This is a genomic window from Corallococcus sp. NCSPR001, assembly GCF_017309135.1.
Taxonomy (GTDB): Bacteria; Myxococcota; Myxococcia; order Myxococcales; family Myxococcaceae; genus Corallococcus.
Map to the genome: position 1 here is coordinate 3,757,334 of NZ_JAFIMS010000002.1, position 19,374 is coordinate 3,776,707.

General features: G+C 70.2%; 13 protein-coding genes. 10 read left to right on the forward strand and 3 right to left on the reverse strand.

Annotated features, from left to right (window positions below):
• Positions 1-5: 5 nt before the first annotated feature.
• Entirely contained in the window at positions 6-1,373 is a 1,368-nt protein-coding gene (locus tag JYJ93_RS17310; RefSeq protein ID WP_206792695.1) for a hypothetical protein, read from the reverse strand.
• A gap of 441 nt (positions 1,374-1,814) precedes the next feature.
• Between JYJ93_RS17310 and JYJ93_RS17315 the strand changes: the two genes are divergently transcribed.
• Positions 1,815-2,531: a class I SAM-dependent methyltransferase gene (locus JYJ93_RS17315; protein WP_206792696.1), complete on the forward strand. Its 717-nt coding sequence runs from the start codon at positions 1,815-1,817 to the stop codon at positions 2,529-2,531.
• A gap of 12 nt (positions 2,532-2,543) precedes the next feature.
• Complete coding sequence (locus JYJ93_RS17320; RefSeq protein WP_206792698.1) at positions 2,544-3,377, forward strand: ThiF family adenylyltransferase; 834 nt, start codon at positions 2,544-2,546, stop codon at positions 3,375-3,377.
• A 73-nt stretch (positions 3,378-3,450) separates the two neighbouring features.
• Here the strand turns inward: JYJ93_RS17320 and JYJ93_RS17325 are convergent, their stop codons facing one another.
• Complete coding sequence (locus tag JYJ93_RS17325; protein ID WP_206792700.1) at positions 3,451-3,903, reverse strand: DofA protein; 453 nt, start codon at positions 3,901-3,903, stop codon at positions 3,451-3,453.
• A gap of 371 nt (positions 3,904-4,274) precedes the next feature.
• Positions 4,275-6,845, reverse strand: coding sequence for a penicillin acylase family protein (locus JYJ93_RS17330; protein ID WP_206792702.1), 2,571 nt, complete (start codon positions 6,843-6,845; stop codon positions 4,275-4,277).
• A 140-nt stretch (positions 6,846-6,985) separates the two neighbouring features.
• Here JYJ93_RS17330 and JYJ93_RS17335 point away from each other — a divergent pair, with 140 nt between their 5' ends.
• The 8 genes from JYJ93_RS17335 to purH all read left to right on the forward strand — a co-directional run bounded on the left by JYJ93_RS17335 (position 6,986) and on the right by purH (position 19,372).
• Positions 6,986-7,639 (forward strand): CDP-alcohol phosphatidyltransferase family protein, encoded by a 654-nt coding sequence (locus JYJ93_RS17335; RefSeq protein ID WP_206792704.1) that lies wholly within the window; start codon positions 6,986-6,988, stop codon positions 7,637-7,639.
• Positions 7,640-7,845: 206 nt separating this feature from the next.
• Positions 7,846-10,800, forward strand: coding sequence for a choice-of-anchor D domain-containing protein (locus JYJ93_RS17340; protein ID WP_206792706.1), 2,955 nt, complete (start codon positions 7,846-7,848; stop codon positions 10,798-10,800).
• Positions 10,801-11,005: 205 nt separating this feature from the next.
• A complete protein-coding gene (locus JYJ93_RS17345; RefSeq protein WP_206792708.1) occupies positions 11,006-11,314 on the forward strand; it encodes a hypothetical protein in 309 nt (102 codons plus the stop codon).
• Between the two features lie 102 nt (positions 11,315-11,416).
• Positions 11,417-14,212 (forward strand): protein kinase, encoded by a 2,796-nt coding sequence (locus JYJ93_RS17350; RefSeq protein WP_206792710.1) that lies wholly within the window; start codon positions 11,417-11,419, stop codon positions 14,210-14,212.
• A gap of 20 nt (positions 14,213-14,232) precedes the next feature.
• Positions 14,233-16,476 (forward strand): serine/threonine protein kinase, encoded by a 2,244-nt coding sequence (locus JYJ93_RS17355; protein ID WP_206792711.1) that lies wholly within the window; start codon positions 14,233-14,235, stop codon positions 16,474-16,476.
• Positions 16,477-16,645: 169 nt separating this feature from the next.
• The gene (locus JYJ93_RS17360) at positions 16,646-17,170 is read left to right on the forward strand and encodes a MerR family transcriptional regulator (RefSeq protein WP_014397953.1); all 525 of its coding nucleotides are present in this window, start codon (positions 16,646-16,648) and stop codon (positions 17,168-17,170) included.
• Positions 17,171-17,227: 57 nt separating this feature from the next.
• On the forward strand, positions 17,228-17,719 hold the full coding sequence (locus tag JYJ93_RS17365) for a sigma factor-like helix-turn-helix DNA-binding protein (protein WP_014397952.1): 492 nt from the start codon (positions 17,228-17,230) through the stop codon (positions 17,717-17,719).
• Between the two features lie 108 nt (positions 17,720-17,827).
• The gene (gene purH, locus JYJ93_RS17370) at positions 17,828-19,372 is read left to right on the forward strand and encodes a bifunctional phosphoribosylaminoimidazolecarboxamide formyltransferase/IMP cyclohydrolase (protein ID WP_206792713.1); all 1,545 of its coding nucleotides are present in this window, start codon (positions 17,828-17,830) and stop codon (positions 19,370-19,372) included.
• The last annotated feature ends 2 nt before the right edge of the window (positions 19,373-19,374 follow it).

Consider the following 19,374-nt stretch of genomic DNA (forward strand, 5'->3'; position numbering starts at 1 on the left):
CCCTTTTAGCGCGCCCGCATCCACTGGAGGATGGGCTGCCACACGCGCACGCGCGCGTCCCGGGCGAGGAACAGGTCCGCGTGGCCGAAGTCCAGCGCGCGCTCCCCCTCCGGCCGGCTGCGCACGATGAGGTGGGTGACGTCCGTGCTGCCCAGGAGGCGCGTGGAGTACTCGCCGTAGCGCCCCACGCCGCCCCCCGCGCCCACGTACAGCACCGGCACCTTCACGTCCTTCAGGTGGTCATCGAAGGGGACGTCCAGGCCGCACAGCTGCTTCTCCGTCTCCACCACCTCGTTGAGGCTCTGGTAGGGCACCGCCAACTGGAGGTAGTCGAACAGGGTGGGCTCCGACGTGTAGGCCGTCCGGTCCGGGAGGCCGGTGATGTCCGGCACGCTGCCCGCCAGGTGGTAGCCCGGCGTCAGCGGCTGGAGCGGCGCCAGGAGCGCCCCGGTCCGCCCGGCGGCGATGACGGCGAACTTCCGGTTGGTCACGCCACTGAGTGACTCCGGCGCGCCAGGAGGGAACCCATTGGGATCCTGGTCCGCCCGCAGGCCAATGTCCTTCACCGGCATCCCCGGCGCGGGCCCCAGCAGGCCGCCCTCCGTGCGGCCCTGGTCACGCGCGGTCTGGAGCGCCTCGTACCGCTCGCACGCCCACTGGCGCTGCTGGACCGCGTCCGGCGCGAAGCGCAGCACCATGTCCATGGGCACGAAGCCATCCACCCGGCGCAGGGCGCGCGGACGCTGCGACTCCGCGTCCAGGTACGCGTACCCGATGGTCGCGCCCCGGCTCCAGCCCAGGAGGAACATCCGATCATTGCCGCCGTTGCCGCCCAGCCGCCGCACCACGTCCGCCAGCGCCAGGCCCGTGCCCACGTCCTTCACGTGCGACTGCATGTTCCAGTCCGCCATGAACCCGAAGTCCGTCTCCGACTCCGGCACCGCCACCCAGCGCAGGTCCAGGCCCCACACGTCCACGTCCTGGCTGGCCAGGTACGCCGCCAGGGAGCGGTCCTCCGGCATCGTCGTCACGCAGGTGTTGGTGAGGAACGCGGGCACGAAGCCCCACAGGTCCCCGTGCACCATGAACACCGCGCGGTGGGTGCGCGCCGGCAACCACGGGGCCGCCTCACGCACCACGCGGTGCACGGTGATGGCGTCGTACTTCCCCGCGCCCACCCGCACCTTCCAGCTGTAGTGCGCCAGCCCACCGCCCAGCACCTCGCGCTTCGTGCTGGAGGCCACCATGCCCGCCGCCACCAGCGGCCGCGTCCATGGATCCACCTGAATCGCCAACGTGTGCGCGTCCCCCGGATTCGCGCGCAGCGCCACGAACAACGCCACCATCACCCACAGGCTCGACGTCCTACGCATACCGACCTCGACTTGCATTGAGGGTCCCCCACGCAGACAAGCGCCAGGCTCTGACACCCGGTGCCTCCCGATGCAGGCCTTCCCAGAGCACCTTCCGCGCCAGGGCCCAAGTGGTTGATTTCATTGGTATTGCCCCGCAGGGCAAGCTTCACCGGTGAAGGCCACCGGACGCAGGCGCCGGCATCCTCCGAGTGAAGAAACGCAGGACTCCGCGTGCTTCAATGCTGAGACATGCGGACCACGGATGTCTCAGGTGCCTTGGGACTGAACGGACACCCCCGCCGGCCCCCGGGGGTGTGTTTGTTCATTCAATCCAACACATACATCTGAAACAGGCAAGTCCTGGATGGTAGGGGAAGACGGCGGGGCAATCGCTTGGGGGGCGGGGGACGGGGGACAACAACAGGTCTCACCCTGACTCCCCTTGGAGGGGGAGGACCCATGCCCGAGACCGTCTTCGTCGACAACATCTGGAATGACTTCGCGCACAGCTACGATCAGATGATCCCCGAGCTGCCGTGCTACCAGCGGCAGCGCGAGAAGATCCTCCGGGACACCCGGGAGCGCTCCTACGTCATCGACGCGGGGTGCGGCACGGGGCTCGTGAGCGAGCCCCTGGTGCGGCGGGGGCAGCGCGTGGTCGGCTTCGACAACAACCAGGCCATGCTGGCCCTGGCGGTGCGCCGCCGCGCGAAGGAGCCGGAGGCGGTGCGCGCCCGCTGGACGCTGTTGCCCGGAGACGTGGCGCAGTTCCCCCTGGAGGTGGAGGGGGCCGCGGACGCGGTGGTGATGAACAACGTCCTCTTCTACGTGAAGGACCCGGAGTCCGTGCTGCGCGAGGCCTGGACGCACCTGAAGCCCGGCGGCGTCCTGTGCATGACGAGCAACAAGCGGCCCCGGCCCGACCTGGAGAAGGTGCTGAAGAACTCCATCCGGGAATGGGAGGCGCAGGGACGGTGGACGGAGGCGCTCCAGCGCGCGGTGAACCACCACCGCACCTGCGCCCAGAAGCTCACCACGGACCCCAACGAGATGGTCACCTTCCTGGACACGGAGCAGGCGGTGAAGCTGCTGGAGAAGGTGGGCTTCAGCGAGGCGCTGGTGGCCGACGGCGACGACTACTACGGCGAGAACTTCTACGTCTGCATGCGCAAGTAGGGAGCCCTCCTCATGACGAACGTGAACCCCCGTTTCCAGCGCAACCTGGGCGTCCTCCACCCGCAGACCATGGACAAGCTCGCCAGCACCCACGTGCTCGTCGCCGGCGTGGGCGGCGCCGGAGGCCAGTGCGCGGTGGACCTGGCGCGCCTGGGCTTCGGCTGCCTGACGCTCGCGGACTTCGACGTCTACGAGCGCCACAACATCAACCGGCAGATCGGCTGCTTCGAAAGCACCCTGGGCCAGCACAAGGTGGACGTGGTGGAGCGCATGTGCCGGGACATCCACCCGGACCTGCGCGTGCAGAAGGTGAAGGAGGGCATCACCGACGACAACGTGGCGGACGTGCTCAAGGGCACCGGCGGCCTGCCGCCGGTGGACTACGTGGTGGAGGTCATCGACATCGCGGGGGCCCGCGCCAAGGAGTCGCTCCACCAGACGTGCCGGCAGCAGGGCATCCCCATCATGACCGGGCTGATGCTGGGCTTTGGCGCCGCGCTCCACGTCTTCCAGCCGGACGCGCCGCTCTACGAGGAGCTCTTCATCCTCCCGGACGGCCGCATCGACCTGCCGAAGATCATCCCGCACCTGGGCAGCTACATGCTCCAGGAGTACATGGATGCCTGCTACCAGGGCAGAGGCCACGCGCCCACGTGCGTGATTGGCGCCACCACCGCCGCGGGGCTGATGGTGAGTGAAATCATGCGGGGCGTGATGCTGGGGGCTCGCGCGATGGTGTCCTGGCCCGAGTACCTCTACGTGGACCTCTTCGACCACCGCTACGTGCGCGGCTCCGTCGGCGCCACCCGTCCGGCCCGCCCGGTGGGGCAGGGCGCGAGGGGCTGAAGGTCGCCCGCGCGAAACGCTTCTCTCTCCGGGGCCGGGGGCCCTTTAAAGGGCCCCCGAATCCCCCCGGGGACTACATCACCACGCCGCGCGACCGCGCTTCGTTCACCACCTGTGTGCCATCCACGCCCAGCCGCCGGGCGATGAAGCCCGCCGCCCCATCCGCCGTCTTGTGCACGCGGATGAACTGGTCGTCATACGTGCGCGTGACGATGAGCATCCCCGACACGATGACGCGCTGGAGGTTGTGCTGCAGTTCGTTGCCTTCGATGATGACGTGGATTTCGGAGAACAGCGCCCGCGCGTCCGACAGCATGTTGGACAAGTGCCGCCGCTGCTCGCTGTTGGGGACCGCGGACTTGGCTCCCGCGATGGTCACCAGCACCAGCGGCTGCTGCTGATGCTGCTGGTAGGCGGCCTGCATCTTCTGGAACACCGCCTGAATCTCTTCCGGCGTCGGTGGAGCATCCCAGCGCAGGAAGAACACCTTATCGATGACGTCTGTCTTGTAGACCGGAAGTGCCATGGCGTTCGCGACTCCTTCGTGTCGGACCCAGCGGACGTCCCGGTCGGTACGCGTCCGGGCTTCCTCCCTGGGCCTGAGGGACATCCTGCTCTTCAGCCGCGGTCAAGAAACTAGCCCTGAAGGCTGACATTGCCGGGACGACACATCCCCTCCGCCCTGACGGCGTCACAAACTGTGTGTTCGCCTCAAAGGTCCCCTGGGGTGTTCGTTAACGGATGTTGAACCCAGACGCCAGGGCCGGCGGCCCTGTCTGGTTATTCCGTTCCATGTGACAAGTTTCACCGGCGACTCCCCCTGAAAACAAGAAGGCCCCGGGAGCACGGTGGCTCCCGGGGCCCTCCAGAGGCTTTCAGCCTGTCAGACGGAAGCGGTTACCCGCCGGAGACGGTGGTCTCCACCAGGTTCGCGTCGCCATTGATCTGCGCGTCCGTGAAGAGGATGGGGCGCCACTGCTTCTGGGAGTACAGCTGGGTCTGGTCCGCGTAGTTCGCGGACTTGGGGTCGCCGGACTGGCTGTAGGTCAGCACGGCGTTGGCGCTGGGGCCCGCGTCGGTGAACTGGAGCGCCATGACGAAGGAGCTGCCGTTGTTGATGGGGTAGCCCTCCTTCGCCAGCAGGGTGTTGCTGTTGAACGTGGCCGTGTGGGGCTGGGCGAACTCGAACACCGTGGTGCGCGAGGCGCCGAAGGACATCACGTTGCTGACGCCCTCGCGGCTCATGCCGCCGTGCAGGGGGATGGGGCTGCCCGTGCGGGTGGTGAACTGCACCTCGCCCAGCGTCTTGTCCAGCGCGTTGCCGGAGCGGTTGATGGTGAAGACGGCCTGCGCCAGCTTCACGAGCACCGGGTCGTCACCCGTGGCCGGGGCCGGCGTCAGGGTGTTGGGCGTGGCGATGGGGTTGGCCGGGTCGAAGGCCACGTCGAACAGCGGGCCCTTGTTCGCCAGCTGCGCGCCGGTGTACGCGCCCAGGAACTCGCGGAAGATGAACGCGCCCTTCTGGTCCACGTCGTAGCGGCCATTCCAGCCGGCCAAGAGCGCGCAGGCCTGGCTGATGTCCACGGCGGTGCCGTTGTAGGTCACCGTCGTCTTGCCCGTGCAGCGCTCCACGACGGACGCGCGCAGCAGCTCCTCCAGGGAGCTGCGGTTGCTGAACACGGCCGTCTTCAGCTCGTCGAAGCTGAACTTGCCGTCCGCGCCGGAGGCGCCCGTCGCGCTCGTCTCCGTGAGGACCATGGCGTTCATGCGCGTGCGCGGCGTCTGGGGCACGTTCGCGAAGCCGTGCAGCGGGGAGAAGCCGGTGAGCGGCGCGGCGGGGTTGGCCAGCCAGTAGCTGTCGTTCGCGTTGAAGACGAAGTCCGTGCGGTCCAGCTGCGGCACCTTCGCGAAGGGCACCAGGCCGGGGCTGCGCGAGCCCGGCTCCACCTGCCACTCATTGGCGGGGTCGCTGCCGTTGAGCACCACGAAGCCCAGGGCCTGGTAGATGCCGTAGGTGACGTTGAGGGCGGGCGTGTTCGCCTCGGCCGCCCACTTCGTGTACGCGTCCTTCGTGAGGTTGGGCGTGGGCGTGGCGTCCGTGTACCAGGTGTTGCCCTCCTTGTCGGCGAACATGGTGTTCACCCAGGGCAGGCCCTGCTCGGTGGCGTAGACGGTCTTGAACTCGGCCAGGCTCTTGGCCTTGTTCATGCCGTGGAACTGGTCCAGGAACTTGGTGTTGTCGATGTTCGCGTCACGCAGCGTGAGCGCCGTCTGGCTGTTCCAGCCCAGCGCGCCCGGGGGGAAGCCCGCCGGGGCGGCCGAGTCCGGGAAGGCGATCATCGGGCCGTAGTGGCTGAACCAGACGGTCTGCGAGTAGTTCGTCAGCGACCCTTCCGACAGCTTCACCAGGATGGTGAAGGTCTTGGAGGTCATCTGGCGCTCTTCGGTGCCGTACTTGTAGACGGTCGGCTTCCCCGGCACGAGCTGCAGCTGGTAGATGGTCGCGCGCTGGCCGGAGGAGAACGTGTGCGTCCAGCCCACGTTCTCATTGAAGCCGATGAGCACCGCCGGCACGCCCATGAGGCCCACGCCGTAGACGTTCATCTGGCCCGGCACGGTCAGCTGGCTCTCCCACAGGCGCAGCTCGCCTTCCCAGGGGAAGTGCGGGTTGGCCATCACCATGCCCTTGCCGTTGTCCGTGCGCTCACGGCCAATGGCCCAGCCGTTGCTGCCGAAGTCGGACGTCTTCAGCTTGTTCAACTGGTCCAGGGTGGGCGGCTGCGGGCGCAGCGCCGCCTGCTCCGGGTCCACGGACTGCGCGCTCACCGCGGGGGGCGTGGCGGACGGGATGGTGAGCGCCAGCGCGTTGATGCCCGCCAGCAGCGTCAGGTCCGTGTTGTACGCCAGCAGGTCCACGGGGGTGATGGGGCGCACCCAGGCCGCGTTCGCGCACTCGGCGGGGCGGGCGTCCGCGGGCACGTCCTCCAGGTACTTGTTGTAGCCGGCCGCGTAGCCGGTGACCATGTCCTGCATCTCCTGGGACAGGGTGGGGAAGGCCGCCTCCGCGCGCCCCATCAGGTCCATGGCCAGGTACGCCAGGTCGCTTCCCACGTGCTTGTTGCCCGCGCCCTGGCCCAGGAAGCGCGCGCGCTCGCCGCGCACCTTGAGGATCTGATCCGCCAGGGTGCAGACGTGGTCCTGCGCGAAGGCATAGCCCTGGCCGAAGCCCAGGCTGCCGTAGTTGTCCGCGGTGATGTGCGGGATGCCGTAGGAGGTGCGCTTGATCTTCGCCGTGTACTTCGGCGTCGACGGGCCGGGGCCGGGGTCGACGGGCTTGGGATCGTCCTCACATCCGGTGCTGAACGCGGCGAGCGCCAGGGAAGCGAGGAGGGAGAAAGAAAGACGGCGGGTCCGGACAGAACGGAACCCACCGCGAGGAGGGAGATTATCGGGGATGTGCTCGGGCATGGCGGCCCGGAGACTAGGAAGGTGGCGATTCGCCGGTCAATGTTTCTGGGATTTGACTTTTCCACGGAGATGAAACGCGCGGATGCGTCGCGTCGTGGGTTTGGGAAAGCCGGAAAGACGGTGTGTGTTACATGTGAGCCATGACGCCCGAGCCCTCGTCGCCGCCCGCGGCCCGCCGCCAGCGCCGCCACTTCTCCATGATTCGCACCTTCGTGCTGGCGGACTTCGTCACGCTCGGCAACGGCTTCGCCGGCGCGGGGGCCATCCTGGCGGCCATGCAGTCGCTGGCCACGAACAACCCACGCTGGCTGTGGGTGGCGTTCTGCCTGATGCCGGTGGCGCTGGCCATGGACGTGGCGGACGGCCGCATCGCGCGGTGGCGCTTCCGCAAGTCACCGCTGGGCGCGGACCTGGACTCGCTGGCGGACGTCATCTCCTTTGGCATGGCGCCCGCGGCGCTGGCGTTCGCGGTGGGCCTGCGCGGCAACCTGGACGTGGCGGCGCTGCTCTACTTCGTCGCGTGCGGCATCAGCCGCCTGGCGCGCTTCAACGTCACGTCCGCGGAGCTGTCCGACGGAACCGGCAAGGTGAAGTACTTCGAGGGCACGCCCATCCCCACCAGCCTGCTGCTGGTGATGGTGCTGGCGGCGGCCACCTGGCAGGGCCGCATTGGCGAAGCGCTGTGGGGCGGGGTGTGGAACCTGGGACCGCTCACGCTGCACCCGCTGGCGCTGCTCTACGTGGCCAGCGGCAGCGCGATGATCAGCAAGACGTTGCGGATTCCGAAATTCTGAAGTCTTCCGCCGGGGCGGGCATGGAGGTGCCATCCAGTGGACGTTCTGGAGGGCAATTCCCCTGTTTTTCCCACGGTGAGGCGGTTGGCAGTCCCGGGGTGGGTGCCTAGCTTCGCCACCTGATCCGCGAGGGCCACACCCGGACGGTGTGGCCGCTGCCGCGGCTTCAAGGCTTTTGGGCGAGGCGGGAGGGAAGGGTGGGTGCCATGACGGGGCGCTGGGGCCTGCTGGGCTTGGTGGTGGTGGGACTGCTGTCGGGCTGCGCGGACCGGGAGCGCTCGTCGCTCGCGGATGGCCGGCTGACGGCGACGCCGGGCGGCGTCGACTTCGCGCGGGTGGCTGTTTTCGACGCTCGCGAATCCACGGTGACGTTGCGCAACGTGGGCCGCGCGCGCATCACGGTGGACGAGGCCTGGGTGGAGGGGCCGGAGGGCGCCTACAAGGCCGAGTTCACCCACGAGGGGCCTCACAGCCTGGTGCCGGGCAGCGAGTGCACGCTGAAGGTGCGCTTCGCGCCGCTGGCGCAAGGCGGCCTGCCCGCGGTGCTGGTGGTGCGCTCGGACACGCGCATCGAGCCCTTGATGCGCATCCCGCTCAACGGCGCCGGCGTGGACGCGTGGGCGCGGGTGACGCCGCGAGCGCTGGACTTCGGCCGCATCGAGGCGGACTCCACCAAGACGCTGGGCGTGACGCTGGACAACCCCACGGAGCTGCCCGTGGTGGTGACGCCCAAGCTGGTGGGCGCGGACAAGGATGAGTTCGTCGCGGCGCCGCTGACGGTGAACCCGGGCGAGCGCGTGGAATTGCCCCTCACCTTCAACCCGGTGAAGGTGGGCAAGAAGCAGGTCGCCCTGGCCATCTCGCCCTGCACCGGGTGCGCGGACGTGCCGGTGACGGTGACGGCGGAGTCGCTGGAGCGCGCGGTGGTGGCGGAGCCGGAGGTGGTGGACTTCGGCGCGGTGCCGGTGGACCGCGACGCCATCAAGGCCTCCAGCCTGCGCAACATCAGCACGGAGCCGGTGACGGTGACGTCGCTCGTGCTGGATGGCACGGACGCGTCCTTCAGCCAGAACAACACGGGCCTGCCGCTGGTGCTCCAGCCGGGCGAGGTGCGCGCCTTCGAGATCCGCTACAGCCCCGGCCACATGGGCGCGGCCACGGACCGCGCCGTCTACACCGTGGTGAGCAAGCGCCACCCCACGCTGCCCGTGCCGCTGCGCGGCTTTGGCGGCGCGTCCGAGCTGTGCGTGTCGCCGATGATGCACGACTTCGGCGAGCAGCCGCTGGGCTCCAAGGTGCGCGTGGTGGTCAACGTGAAGAACTGCGGCACGGACAACGCGGGGCCGCTGACCATCAACACGCTGGACTGGACGCCGGACGCCACGGGCGCCCAGCTCCAGTTCAACCACAAGCCGGTGGCGCTGCCGTTCACCCTGCCGGCCAACGGCGAGCTCAACCTGGAGGTCTTCTACGAGCCCATGCGCGAGGGCAGCGCGTCCGGCGCGCTGGTGATGACCACGAGCGCGTTCTCCGCGGCCACCGTGCAGCTGGACTTCTTCGGCAGCGCGAAGGCGCACGCGCCGTGTGACCTGACCGTCACGCCGGAGCTGGTGGACTTCGGCACCATTCAGCCGGGCCGCGGCGCGGTGCTGGGCGTGAAGCTGGAGAACAAGGGCACGGACCTGTGCCCCGTGAAGAACATCCGCGTCGCCAACGACGGCGGCGGCGTGTTCAAGATGCCCGGCGGCGAGCTCTTCGGCGGCATCATCTACCCGGGCGACTGGTTCAGCTTCCAGGTGGCGTTCCAGGCGCCCTTCACCGGCGGCAACTTCGCGGGGGAGCTGCAGGTGGAGCAGTACAACCCGGTGACGCCGGTGCGGCAGGTGCCGCTGCTGGCGAACTCGCAGGCGACGTGCCTGGTGGCCTCGCCCTGGTACCTGGACTTCGGCCTGGGCCGCAAGGACTGCCGCCCGGCGCCGCGCGAGGTGAACTACCTCAACGCGTGCACCACGCCCGTCACCATCTCCAACGTCTTCATCGGGCCGGGCACGACGGACACGGAGTTCGAGCTGCTGGACCACCCGGCGCCGCCCGCGTTCGAGCTTGCGCCGGGCGAGTCCTTCACGGTGGGCGTGGACTACCTGTCGCAGGTGACGGGCATGAACCTGTCGCCGCTCTACGTGGACTCCAGCGACCTGCCCATCCCGCTGATGGTGCCGCTCATCGGTGAGTCGTCGAAGAAGACGGACAAGACGGACAACTTCGTGCAGCAGGACGTGAGCAAGGTGGACGTGCTGTTCGTCGTGGACAACACGGCGTCCATGGTCGAGGAGCACCCGAAGCTCGTGTCCGCCATCCCCGCGTTCGTGGACGCCGCGCGCAACAAGGCGGTGGACGTGAACATGGCGGTGACGACGACGGGCATCTCCGCGGTGTCCGGCGCGTGCCCGGGCGGCGCGCTGGGTGGCGAGGCCGGCCGCTTCTTCCCGGCGGACAACAGCCGCCAGCGCATCCTCACCCTGAACACGGCCAACGTGACGCAGGTGCTCCAGCAGAACGTGCAGGTGGGCCAGTGCGCCCAGGTGGAGCAGGGCTTTGAAGCGATGCGCCGCGCGCTCACGTCCCCGCTGGTGAACAACGTGGATGATCCGCGCACGCCGCTGGCCAACGACGGCAACGCGGGCTTCCTGCGCGACTCGGCGGCGCTGGTGGTGGTGTTCGTGGGCGACGAGGACGACCACTCGCCGGACGCGGTCGCCACGTACGTGCAGTGGGCGCAGCAGCGCAAGGGTGAGAACCAGCCGCAGCGGGCCACGTTCTTCGCCATCGCGCCCACCAAGACGTCCTGCGCCACGGCGGGCGGCACCGGCACCCGGTACGCGGACGCGGCGGCGCAGACGGGCGGCGAGGTGCTCAACGTCTGCGCGGCGGACTACGCGCCGCTGCTGCGGCAGGTGGCCAACAAGGCGTTCAGCGCGCAGGACCGCTTCCCGCTGAGCGAGGAGCCGGACGCGGGCACGGTGGTGGTGAGCGTCAACGGCACCGCGACCACCAGCGGCTGGACCTACGACGCGGCGACCAACAGCGTGGTGTTCAGCGTGGTGCCGCCGCCGGGCTCCAAGGTGGCCATCACCTACCGCCGCGCCTGCGCCAACGACTGAACGGCGGGAACCCCGTGGTTGTGGACCCCGTGACGGGCCGGCCATCCGGCCCCGAACGGGGGTGTCAGACCCCGGTGCTACAGCACTGCATCTGCCTGTGCGGATGACCAGAAAATTGGAGGCGCTCCCTCGGTGTGTACCCTGCGGAGCGTCTGCACGCTGTTGCCCTGGAGGCGCTGTGAACACCTGGACCCCTGATGAGCCCATGAAGTCCTCTCCGCGCGCCGGTGCGCCGGGGCTGCGGGTCATCCGCGGGGAGGGACAGCGCAAGCAGGAGCCGCTCGCGGACCGCAACGCGGTGGCGCGGGTGCTGATGGAGGCCGGGGCGGACCTGCTTCTCAAGCGCATCAGCCCCGTGAGGGCGCAGGAGATCGAGCGCAAGGTGGACCGGGTGCTGGACCTGTTCGACCGGGTGGACGCGGCGCCGGTGCTGATGCCGGTGCTCAAGCGGCACCTGGACGAGCTGGAGGCCCTGATGCGGGAGACCCGCGAGGTCCGGGCCGCCCGGCGCTAGGACGCACGCCCGGTGGAACCGGGAAAAAGCCCAGGGGGATTCGATGTTTGATTCCCCTGGCCCGGCCGCTTACGCTTGGGGTTCGCCTCCTCGCGTCCGGCCGTGTCCATCGAAACCTACGGCAGCTACCAGCTCCTGAAGCGCCTCGCCACGGGCGGCATGGCGCAGATCTACCTCGCGCGCCGGCCGGGTTCGGATGCTCCGGACAAGCTGCTGGTGTTGAAGCGGATCCTCCCGCACCTGTCGGAGAACGACGAGTTCGTCCGGATGTTCCTGGACGAGGCGCGGATCGCGGCCCGGCTCGCGCACCCCAACGTGGTGCAGATCTACGACCTGGGGGCGGAGGGGGACACCTTCTTCATCGCCATGGAGTACATCCATGGGGTGGACGCGCGCCGGCTCTGGAAGCGCTCGGAGACGGCGGGGCGTCCGCTGCCGGTTCCCCTGGTGTGCCGCATCCTGCTGGAGGCGTGCGCGGGGCTGGACTACGCGCACAAGAAGACGGACGCGGCGGGGCGCCCGCTGGGCATCGTGCACCGGGACGTGTCACCGCAGAACATCCTGGTGACGTTCGACGGTGGCGTGAAGGTGGTGGACTTCGGCATCGCGAAGGCGGCGGATCAGGCCACCGTCACGCGCTCCGGGGTGCTCAAGGGCAAGTATTCGTACATGTCGCCGGAGCAGGCCTCCGGGCAGCGCGTGGACCGGCGCTCGGACGTGTTCGCGCTGGGCGTGGTGCTGCATGAGCTGTTGACCGGGGGGCGCCTCTTCAAGCGCCACAGCGACATGCTGACCCTGTCGGCGGTGGCGGAGTGCAACGTCCCGGCGCCGTCGCAGGTGGCGCCCCGGGTGCCGGTGGAGCTGGACGCCATCGTGCTCAAGGCGCTCGCGAAGGATCCGGAGGCGCGCTACCAGCACGCGCAGGAGCTGCAGCGGGCGCTGGAGGGGTGGCTCGCGTCGCAGCCGCAGCCGTGTGGCACGCCCGCGGACCTGGCCGGGTTCATGCGGGAGCTGTACGCGGACCGGCTCACGGAGGAGGCGCGCTCCGGCGAGGTGCAGGTGACGGACGAGGAGGCGGGGGTGGCTCCGCCGGCCGCGCCGCGCCGTTCGGTGATGCGGCCGGCGACACCGCCCGCGCGCACGGAGAACGAGCCCACCACCACGCTGCGTCCGAACCGGCCCAGCCGCCCCAGCGGGAAGGTGGAGGCGCGCCGCGATGACGCGGAAGGAGACGGGGCGCGCTCGGAGGTCCGCGGCCCGGACACCCGTCCGGAGGGCCGCAACGCGGAGGCGCGGGTGGACGCGCGCAACGCGGAGGCCCGGGGTGTCGACGCCCGGCCGGAGCCCCGCTCGGAGGTCCGCAACGCCGACCCGCGAGGGGATGCCCGCACCGTCGATGCCCGGCCGGAGCCGCGCTCCGAAGTTCGCAACGCCGACCCGCGCATGGATGCCCGCGCCGTCGATGCCCGGCCGGAGCCGCGTTCGGAGGTCCGCAACGCCGAGCCCGCCCGGGGCATGACGGGCTCTCGGCGGGCCCTGGAGTCGCCGCCCTCGCGGAGCACCCGGCCGGTGCGACTGGAGGAGCCCTCCCTTCCGACGGTGACGCAGGACGAGGACGGTCCCACGCTCGCGATGGTGGACACGCAGCGGAAGCTCTCCGGCGGGTTCCAGATCGAGGAGGACGGCCCCACGCTCGCGATGGTGGACACGCAGGGGAAGCTCTCCGGCGCGTTCCAGATCGAGGAGGACGGTCCCACGCTCGCGATGGTCGACACGCAGGGGAAGATCTCTGGCGCGTTCCAGATCGAGGAGGACGGTCCCACGCTGGATCAGCGCTCCATGACGACGCTGACCCAGGATGACGAGGACGACTCGACCCTGGACATGCGCGCGGTCTCCCGCGCGGACGTGGACGAAGGCCCCACGCAGGACATGCGCGCCGTGCCGCGCTCCGAGATTCCAGTCCCTCGTCCGGGCGGGCCCACGCCGTCCGGCGAACACCGGGGCCACCGGCTCCCCGTGCCCGCGCCCCACGCGACCTTCGAGGAGATGACCGCGTCCACCGCGCCGCGCTCCGCGTCCCGCGCGCCCATGCCGCCGCCGGCCCGCACCGGCACGCTCACCGAGCAGTCCGCCGTGGAGCCACCGAAGCGCCGGGGGCTCCTGTACGGCGCCATCGTGCTCGTCGCGATCCTGGTGGGCGTGGGCCTCGTGTGGAGCCTGGGGCCGGGTGCCAGCGGCGTGCACGTGGAGTCCGAACCCACTGGCGCGCGCGTCGTGTTCGAGGACCGGGTGCTCCCGGAGCGCACGCCGCTGACGCTGCCGACGGTGAAGCCCGGCCGCTACTGGGTCGTGCTCATCAAGGAAGGCTACCGCGAGCTGCGCACGCAGATCGTCATCCCGCCGTCCGGCCGGCTGGACGTGGGGCCGCTGAAGCTCATGCCGATGCCGTCGTCCGGGAAGCCCGGCACGGAGCCGCCCGCGCCGGCGCCCCCGGCACCGGAGCCCGGCGTCGGACCTTCCGGCGTGGCCGATCCCCGTGCGCCGGACGCCGCCACCCCCGAAGTGAAGCAGGCCCAGGAGTCCCCGGGCGCCCAGGCTCCCGCGCCGGGGGGGAAGGCCCCCGTCGCCACGGCGGCCACGGTGGTGCCCGCGGCGGAGGTGCGTGACGCCGCGCGCGCCGCGGAGCGGGCCGCGTCGGTGAGCTTCGTGGTGACGCCCTGGGCGGAGGTGTCCTGCAACGGCCGCAAGCTGGGGGAGACGCCGTTCCAGCCGGTGGAGCTGCGGGTGGGCCTCTATGACTGCAAGTTCACCAACCCCGAGCTGAAGCGCACCGTCAGCCGCCGCATCGAGGTGCGTCCCATCGACCTCAACGTGGTGACGGTCAAGTTCGAGTAGGCGCGGCCTTGGACCCTTCCGTGACGCTCGAGGCAGGCACCCACGTCGGCAAGTACGTCGTGCGCCGCAAGCTCGCCGAAGGGGGCATGGCGGAGATCTTCCTGTGCACCGCGCGCGGGCCGGAGGGCTTCGAGAAGGAGGTCGTGATCAAGCGCGTGCGGTCGTTCCTCGCGAGCGACCCGGACTTCGTGCAGATGTTCATCGCGGAGGCGCGGCTGGCCTCGCGGCTCAACCACGCCAACGTGGTGCAGATCTTCGACTTCGACAAGCACGAGGACACCTACTACCTGGCGATGGAGTACGTGCGCGGCTGCTCGCTGTGGGAGCTGCGCAAGCGGAGCAAGGAGGCGATGACGCCGATGCCGCCCGTGCTGGTGGCGCACATCGGCGTGGAGGTCGCGCGAGGGCTGCACTACGCCCACCGCCTGCGGGTGAACGGCGAGCTGTTGAACCTGGTGCACCGGGACGTCACGCCGCACAACGTGCTCGTGTCCTACGACGGCGCGGTGAAGCTCACCGACTTCGGCATCGCGAAGGCGGGCAACAAGCTGACGAACCCCGGCGTCCTGAAGGGCAAGTTCGCGTACATGTCGCCCGAGCAGGCCCGGGGCGAGAGCGTGGACGTGCGCACCGACGTCTTCGCGCTGGGCGTGGTGTTGTGGGAGTTGCTCACCGGCGGGCGGCTGTTCCAGGGGGATTCGGAGATCGCCGTCCTGCGCGCGGTGCAGGAGAGCACCATCGTGCCGCCCGCGCGCCTCAACCCGGACGTGCCGCCGGACCTGGACGCCGCCATCCGCCGCGCGCTGGAGCGCGACCTGTCCAAGCGCTTCCAGACGGCGGGGGAGCTGGAGCGCGCGCTGGCGCAGTGCGTGTTGAACCACGCGCGCTCCGTGGATGACACCGACGTGGGCGCGTTCGTCCGTCCGCTGTTCCCCATCGCGGCCAGCAACCAGGCGCTGCCGGCGCTCCCTGAGCGCACCGCGCTGCAGGACGGAGCGCTGCCCGCCCCCGGAGAGCCGCCCCGCGAGCCCACGGCGGTGATGCCGTCGCGCGAGCACGCCTCGGGAGCGAAGCGGGGCGTCTCGCCGGACGAGGACCGCCACGGGACGACGCTGGTGCTGTCGCGGGACGAGCCGGCGCAGAACGGCCGTCCTCCGCAGCCCACGCCGCAGATGCCGTTGCAGTCCATGGGAAGGGAAGCGCCGCTCGCCAGGCGCAGCGAATCCCGCGAGGTCCCCGCCGCCAGGGACAGGGCCGCCGAGGACGACGGTGCATCCGCGAGCCATTCCGAGGACTGGGCCGGCTCTTCCGAGGACGACAGTGCGTCCGCGAACCATTCCGAGGACTGGGACGGCTCTTCCGCCGCCGGTGCGCTCGCGAGCCATTCCGAGGACTGGGCTGGCTCTTCCGACGCCGGTGCGCCCGCGAGCCGCCGCTCCGAGGACGGAGGCTCGCGGTCCGCAGCTTCCGCGCGCCGGGCGGAGGCCTCGAGCCGCAAGCCCGACACTGCCTCCGAGCGCCAGGCCGGTGCCTCCGGCAGGCCCGATACCGCCTCCGCACGCCGGGCCGGTTCCTCCGGCAAGGCCGACGCCGCTGCCGCGAGCCGGGGCGCGCTCGTCGGTGACGACCTCTCCGGAGCCGATGACCGGGAGCTCGACACGGTCTCCGCCACCGAGCCGGGGCCCCCCGTCGCGCCGGGCCGCAAGCGCGCCCTGTGGGCCGGAGCCGCCGCGCTGGGCCTCGCGGGCCTCGTGGGCGTCCTCGCCGTGGCGCGCTCGAACACCGGTGCCCGGGACGCGGGGCAGGGGAGCCCTCCCGCCCAGGCCACGGCCCCGGCGGTGACCCCTCCGCCCACGACGGCCCCCGCCGCGAACCCGCCTCCGGCCGAACCCGCCCGCGCGCCTTCCACGGAGGCCGTCAACGCGGAGCTGGAAGGGCAGCGGCGCGAAGCCGCCCTGACGCCGCCCCCGTCCACCGAACCGGCCACCCCCGCCGCGACGCCCACGGCGGACCCCGCCACGGAGCCGCCCGCCGCGGAGGCGGCGAAGGCCATGGGCACGCTCCAGGTGAAGGCCACCCCCTACGCCACCGTCTTCCTGGGCGCGAAGCGGCTCGGGGACGTGCAGGGCCGCGCGTCCTACAAGGTGCCGGCCGGCACGTACTCCGTGACCTTCCAGCACCCGACCAGCAAGAAGACGTTCACCGTCGTCGTCCCCGCCGACGGCACCGTGCAGCAGGAGTTCCGCGCGTCCCGCGGCCGCTGACCCGAGCCGGGCTGAACCCGCTCCCTCCCGTTCCCTTCATCCCCTGAAGCCCCCGGCAGCCGGCGCCCAGCGTCGGCCGGACGACGTCCGTCCGCCCGCCTGCTCGTCATCCTTGACGAGTGACGCGCGAATCTGGCACCTATGCCATCCATTCAGTAGCCTCTATTCAATGGAATCGATGGACCTGCTTGCGCCCGAGGAACTCGAGCGCATCGAGCGCGAAAACGCGGGAGGCCTGCCCGCGAACGCGATCCTGGAAATCTTCCGGCCCCGGGGCGTGAGGCTCTCGGAGGCGACGTTCCGGAAGTACGTCCAGGCCGGTCTGCTCCCCCGCAGCCGCCGTGTGGGCCGCAAGGGGAAGCACCAGGGCAGCCTGGGCCTCTACCCGGTGGAAGCGGTGCGGCGCATCAACGTCATCAAGAAGATGATGGCCGAAGGACACACCCTGGAGGACATCCGCCGCTCCTTCGTGTTCCACCGCAACCACATCGACCAGCTCCAGAGGGACCTGTCGGAGGTGCTGGATGGGTTCCAGGAGGAGCTGGGAGGACGGCCCCTGGGAGGAGAACGCAGGAGGTCACTCGAAGCCCAGTTGGCAACGCTCAGGCAACGGGCGCAGGATCTGGTCCGGGATGTCGCCCGGTTGGGCAGCGCCGTCACGGCGCGCGAAGACGAAACGCTCCGGCCACAATAGGATGCCCCCCAGGGTCCTGTTGAACCGGGTAGACTCCACACATCTGGAGGACGACACATGTCGGAAGTGAAGCAGCTGCAGGAGGGCGAGGGGGGGAATGAGGAGGAGCAGCCCGCGGAACGCCGGCGCTCCAAGACGATGTCGCGCAAGGAGATGGCGCGCGACCTGCGCCGGCGCAGGCTCGCCGGCCAACTGGACCCGGAAGAGGCGGAGACCCTCAAGCTCGTGGACGAGCAGCGGCCGCGCACCCGCGCGGACTGCATCAACGGCCCGCGCCCGTGCCTCTTCGTGTCCTGCAAGCACAACCTCTACCTGGACGTGAACCCGGAGACGGGCTCCATCAAGCTCAACTTCCCGGACAAGGAAATCACGGAGCTGGAGCACACCTGCGCCCTGGACGTGGCGGAGAAGGGCGGCATCACGCTGGAGGAGGTGGGGGAGATCATGAACCTCACCCGCGAGCGCATCCGCCAGGTGGAGACGCGCGGCCTGATGAAGCTGCGCGAGGCCACGGAGGCCGAGCCTCCCGTGTCTGCTCGCAAGCCCTAGAGGGCAGGGCACTGTTTCGCTTCAGGGCCTGGGGTGACGTGTTGCGTTGACACCCCAGGGGGTGGTTGCTAGGACCCGCGCCACCCCCACCCATTGCGAGGCGCACACGTGCTGGCTCTCCTGAGCGTTTCCGACAAGCGCGGTCTGGTCCCCTTTGCCCAGGGCCTGGTGCGGCTGGGCTACCGGCTGCTCTCCACGGGCGGCACCCTGGAGGCCCTGAAGGCCGCCAGCATCCCCGCCACCCAGGTGTCCGAGCACACGAAGAGCCCCGAAATCCTCGGCGGCCGCGTGAAGACGCTCCACCCCCGCATCCACGGCGGCATCCTCGGCCGGCCCGACCTTGAGAGTGACAAGGCGGAGATGGCGGCCCACCACATCGAGCCCATCTCGCTGGTGGTGGTAAACCTCTACCCGTTCCGCCAGACGGTGGCGTCCGGCGCGGGCGAGGACGACGTCATCGAGAACATCGACATCGGCGGGCCGGCGATGGTCCGCGCGTCCGCGAAGAACTTCAAGCACGTGGCCATCGTGGTGGACCCGGACGACTACGCGCCGGTGCTCGCGGAGATTGAAGGCCAGAAGTCGGTGGGCCTGGAGACGCGGCGCAGGCTGATGCGCAAGGCGTTCGCGCACACGGCGGCCTACGACGCGTCCATCTCCGGGTGGCTGTCCGGCGAGGCCCAGGAGCCATTTCCTGACGAGCTGTCGCTCGCGTTCCGCAAGGTGCAGGGCCTGCGCTACGGGGAGAACCCGCACCAGCGCGGCGCCTTCTACAAGGAATACGCCGCGCCGAAGGAGCCGTCCGTCGCCTTCGCGAAGGTGCTCCAGGGCAAGGAGCTCTCGTACAACAACATCCTGGACCTGGACGCGGCCCTGGGGCTCGTCCTGGAGTTCCCGGAGAAGCCCTGCGCGGTGGTCATCAAGCACAACACCCCGTGCGGCGTGGCGGTGGACGACGCGTTGGAGAAGGCCTACCGCACCGCCCGCGCGGTGGACGAGGTGAGCGCCTTCGGCGGCATCGTCGCCTTCAACCGCGAGGTCGACGAGGCCACCGCGAGGGCCATGGCGGAGACGTTCCTGGAGGCGGTCATCGCGCCGTCGTACTCGGCGGTGGCGCTCCAGGTGCTGGCCGGGAAGAAGAACCTGCGCCTCCTGGAGGCGGGCCCCGCGCTGGCGTCCCCCACGGCGGCGCCCCGGCCCCAGGTGGACGCGCGCAGCGTGTCCGGGGGCATGCTGCTCATGGACCGCGACGCGGTGGAGCCGCCCCTGGAGTGGAAGGTGGTGTCCAAGCGCGCCCCCACGCCGGAGGAGGAGCGGGCCCTGCGCTTCGCCTGGAAGGTGTGCAAGCACGTGAAGAGCAACGCCATCGTCTTCGCGGCGCCGGCGCAGCTCTTGGCCCAGGGCGGCGGGCAGACGAACCGGGTGGACTCCGTGCGCATCGCCATGACGCGGGGTGGCGAGGCCCTCAAGGGCAGCGCCGTGGCCTCGGACGCCTTCTTCCCCTTCCGGGACGGGCTGGACGAGGCGGCCCGGGCCGGGGCGACGGCGGTCATCCAGCCGGGTGGGTCCGTCCGGGACGCGGAGGTGATTGCCGCCGCGGATGAACATGGGATGGCCATGGTGGTGACGGGAGTGCGACACTTCCGCCACTAACT

Bases quoted from the DNA above. Each gene is read 5' to 3' on its own strand.
- JYJ93_RS17330 (WP_206792702.1), bottom strand. From the start codon at position 6,845: ATGCCCGAGCACATCCCCGATAATCTCCCTCCTCGCGGTGGGTTCCGT.
- JYJ93_RS17365 (WP_014397952.1), top strand. From the start codon at position 17,228: ATGTCGGAAGTGAAGCAGCTGCAGGAGGGCGAGGGGGGGAATGAGGAG.
- JYJ93_RS17320 (WP_206792698.1), top strand. From the start codon at position 2,544: ATGACGAACGTGAACCCCCGTTTCCAGCGCAACCTGGGCGTCCTCCAC.
- JYJ93_RS17310 (WP_206792695.1), bottom strand. From the start codon at position 1,373: ATGCGTAGGACGTCGAGCCTGTGGGTGATGGTGGCGTTGTTCGTGGCG.
- JYJ93_RS17340 (WP_206792706.1), top strand. From the start codon at position 7,846: ATGACGGGGCGCTGGGGCCTGCTGGGCTTGGTGGTGGTGGGACTGCTG.
- JYJ93_RS17335 (WP_206792704.1), top strand. From the start codon at position 6,986: ATGACGCCCGAGCCCTCGTCGCCGCCCGCGGCCCGCCGCCAGCGCCGC.
- JYJ93_RS17325 (WP_206792700.1), bottom strand. From the start codon at position 3,903: ATGGCACTTCCGGTCTACAAGACAGACGTCATCGATAAGGTGTTCTTC.
- JYJ93_RS17315 (WP_206792696.1), top strand. From the start codon at position 1,815: ATGCCCGAGACCGTCTTCGTCGACAACATCTGGAATGACTTCGCGCAC.
- JYJ93_RS17360 (WP_014397953.1), top strand. From the start codon at position 16,646: ATGGAATCGATGGACCTGCTTGCGCCCGAGGAACTCGAGCGCATCGAG.
- JYJ93_RS17345 (WP_206792708.1), top strand. From the start codon at position 11,006: ATGAAGTCCTCTCCGCGCGCCGGTGCGCCGGGGCTGCGGGTCATCCGC.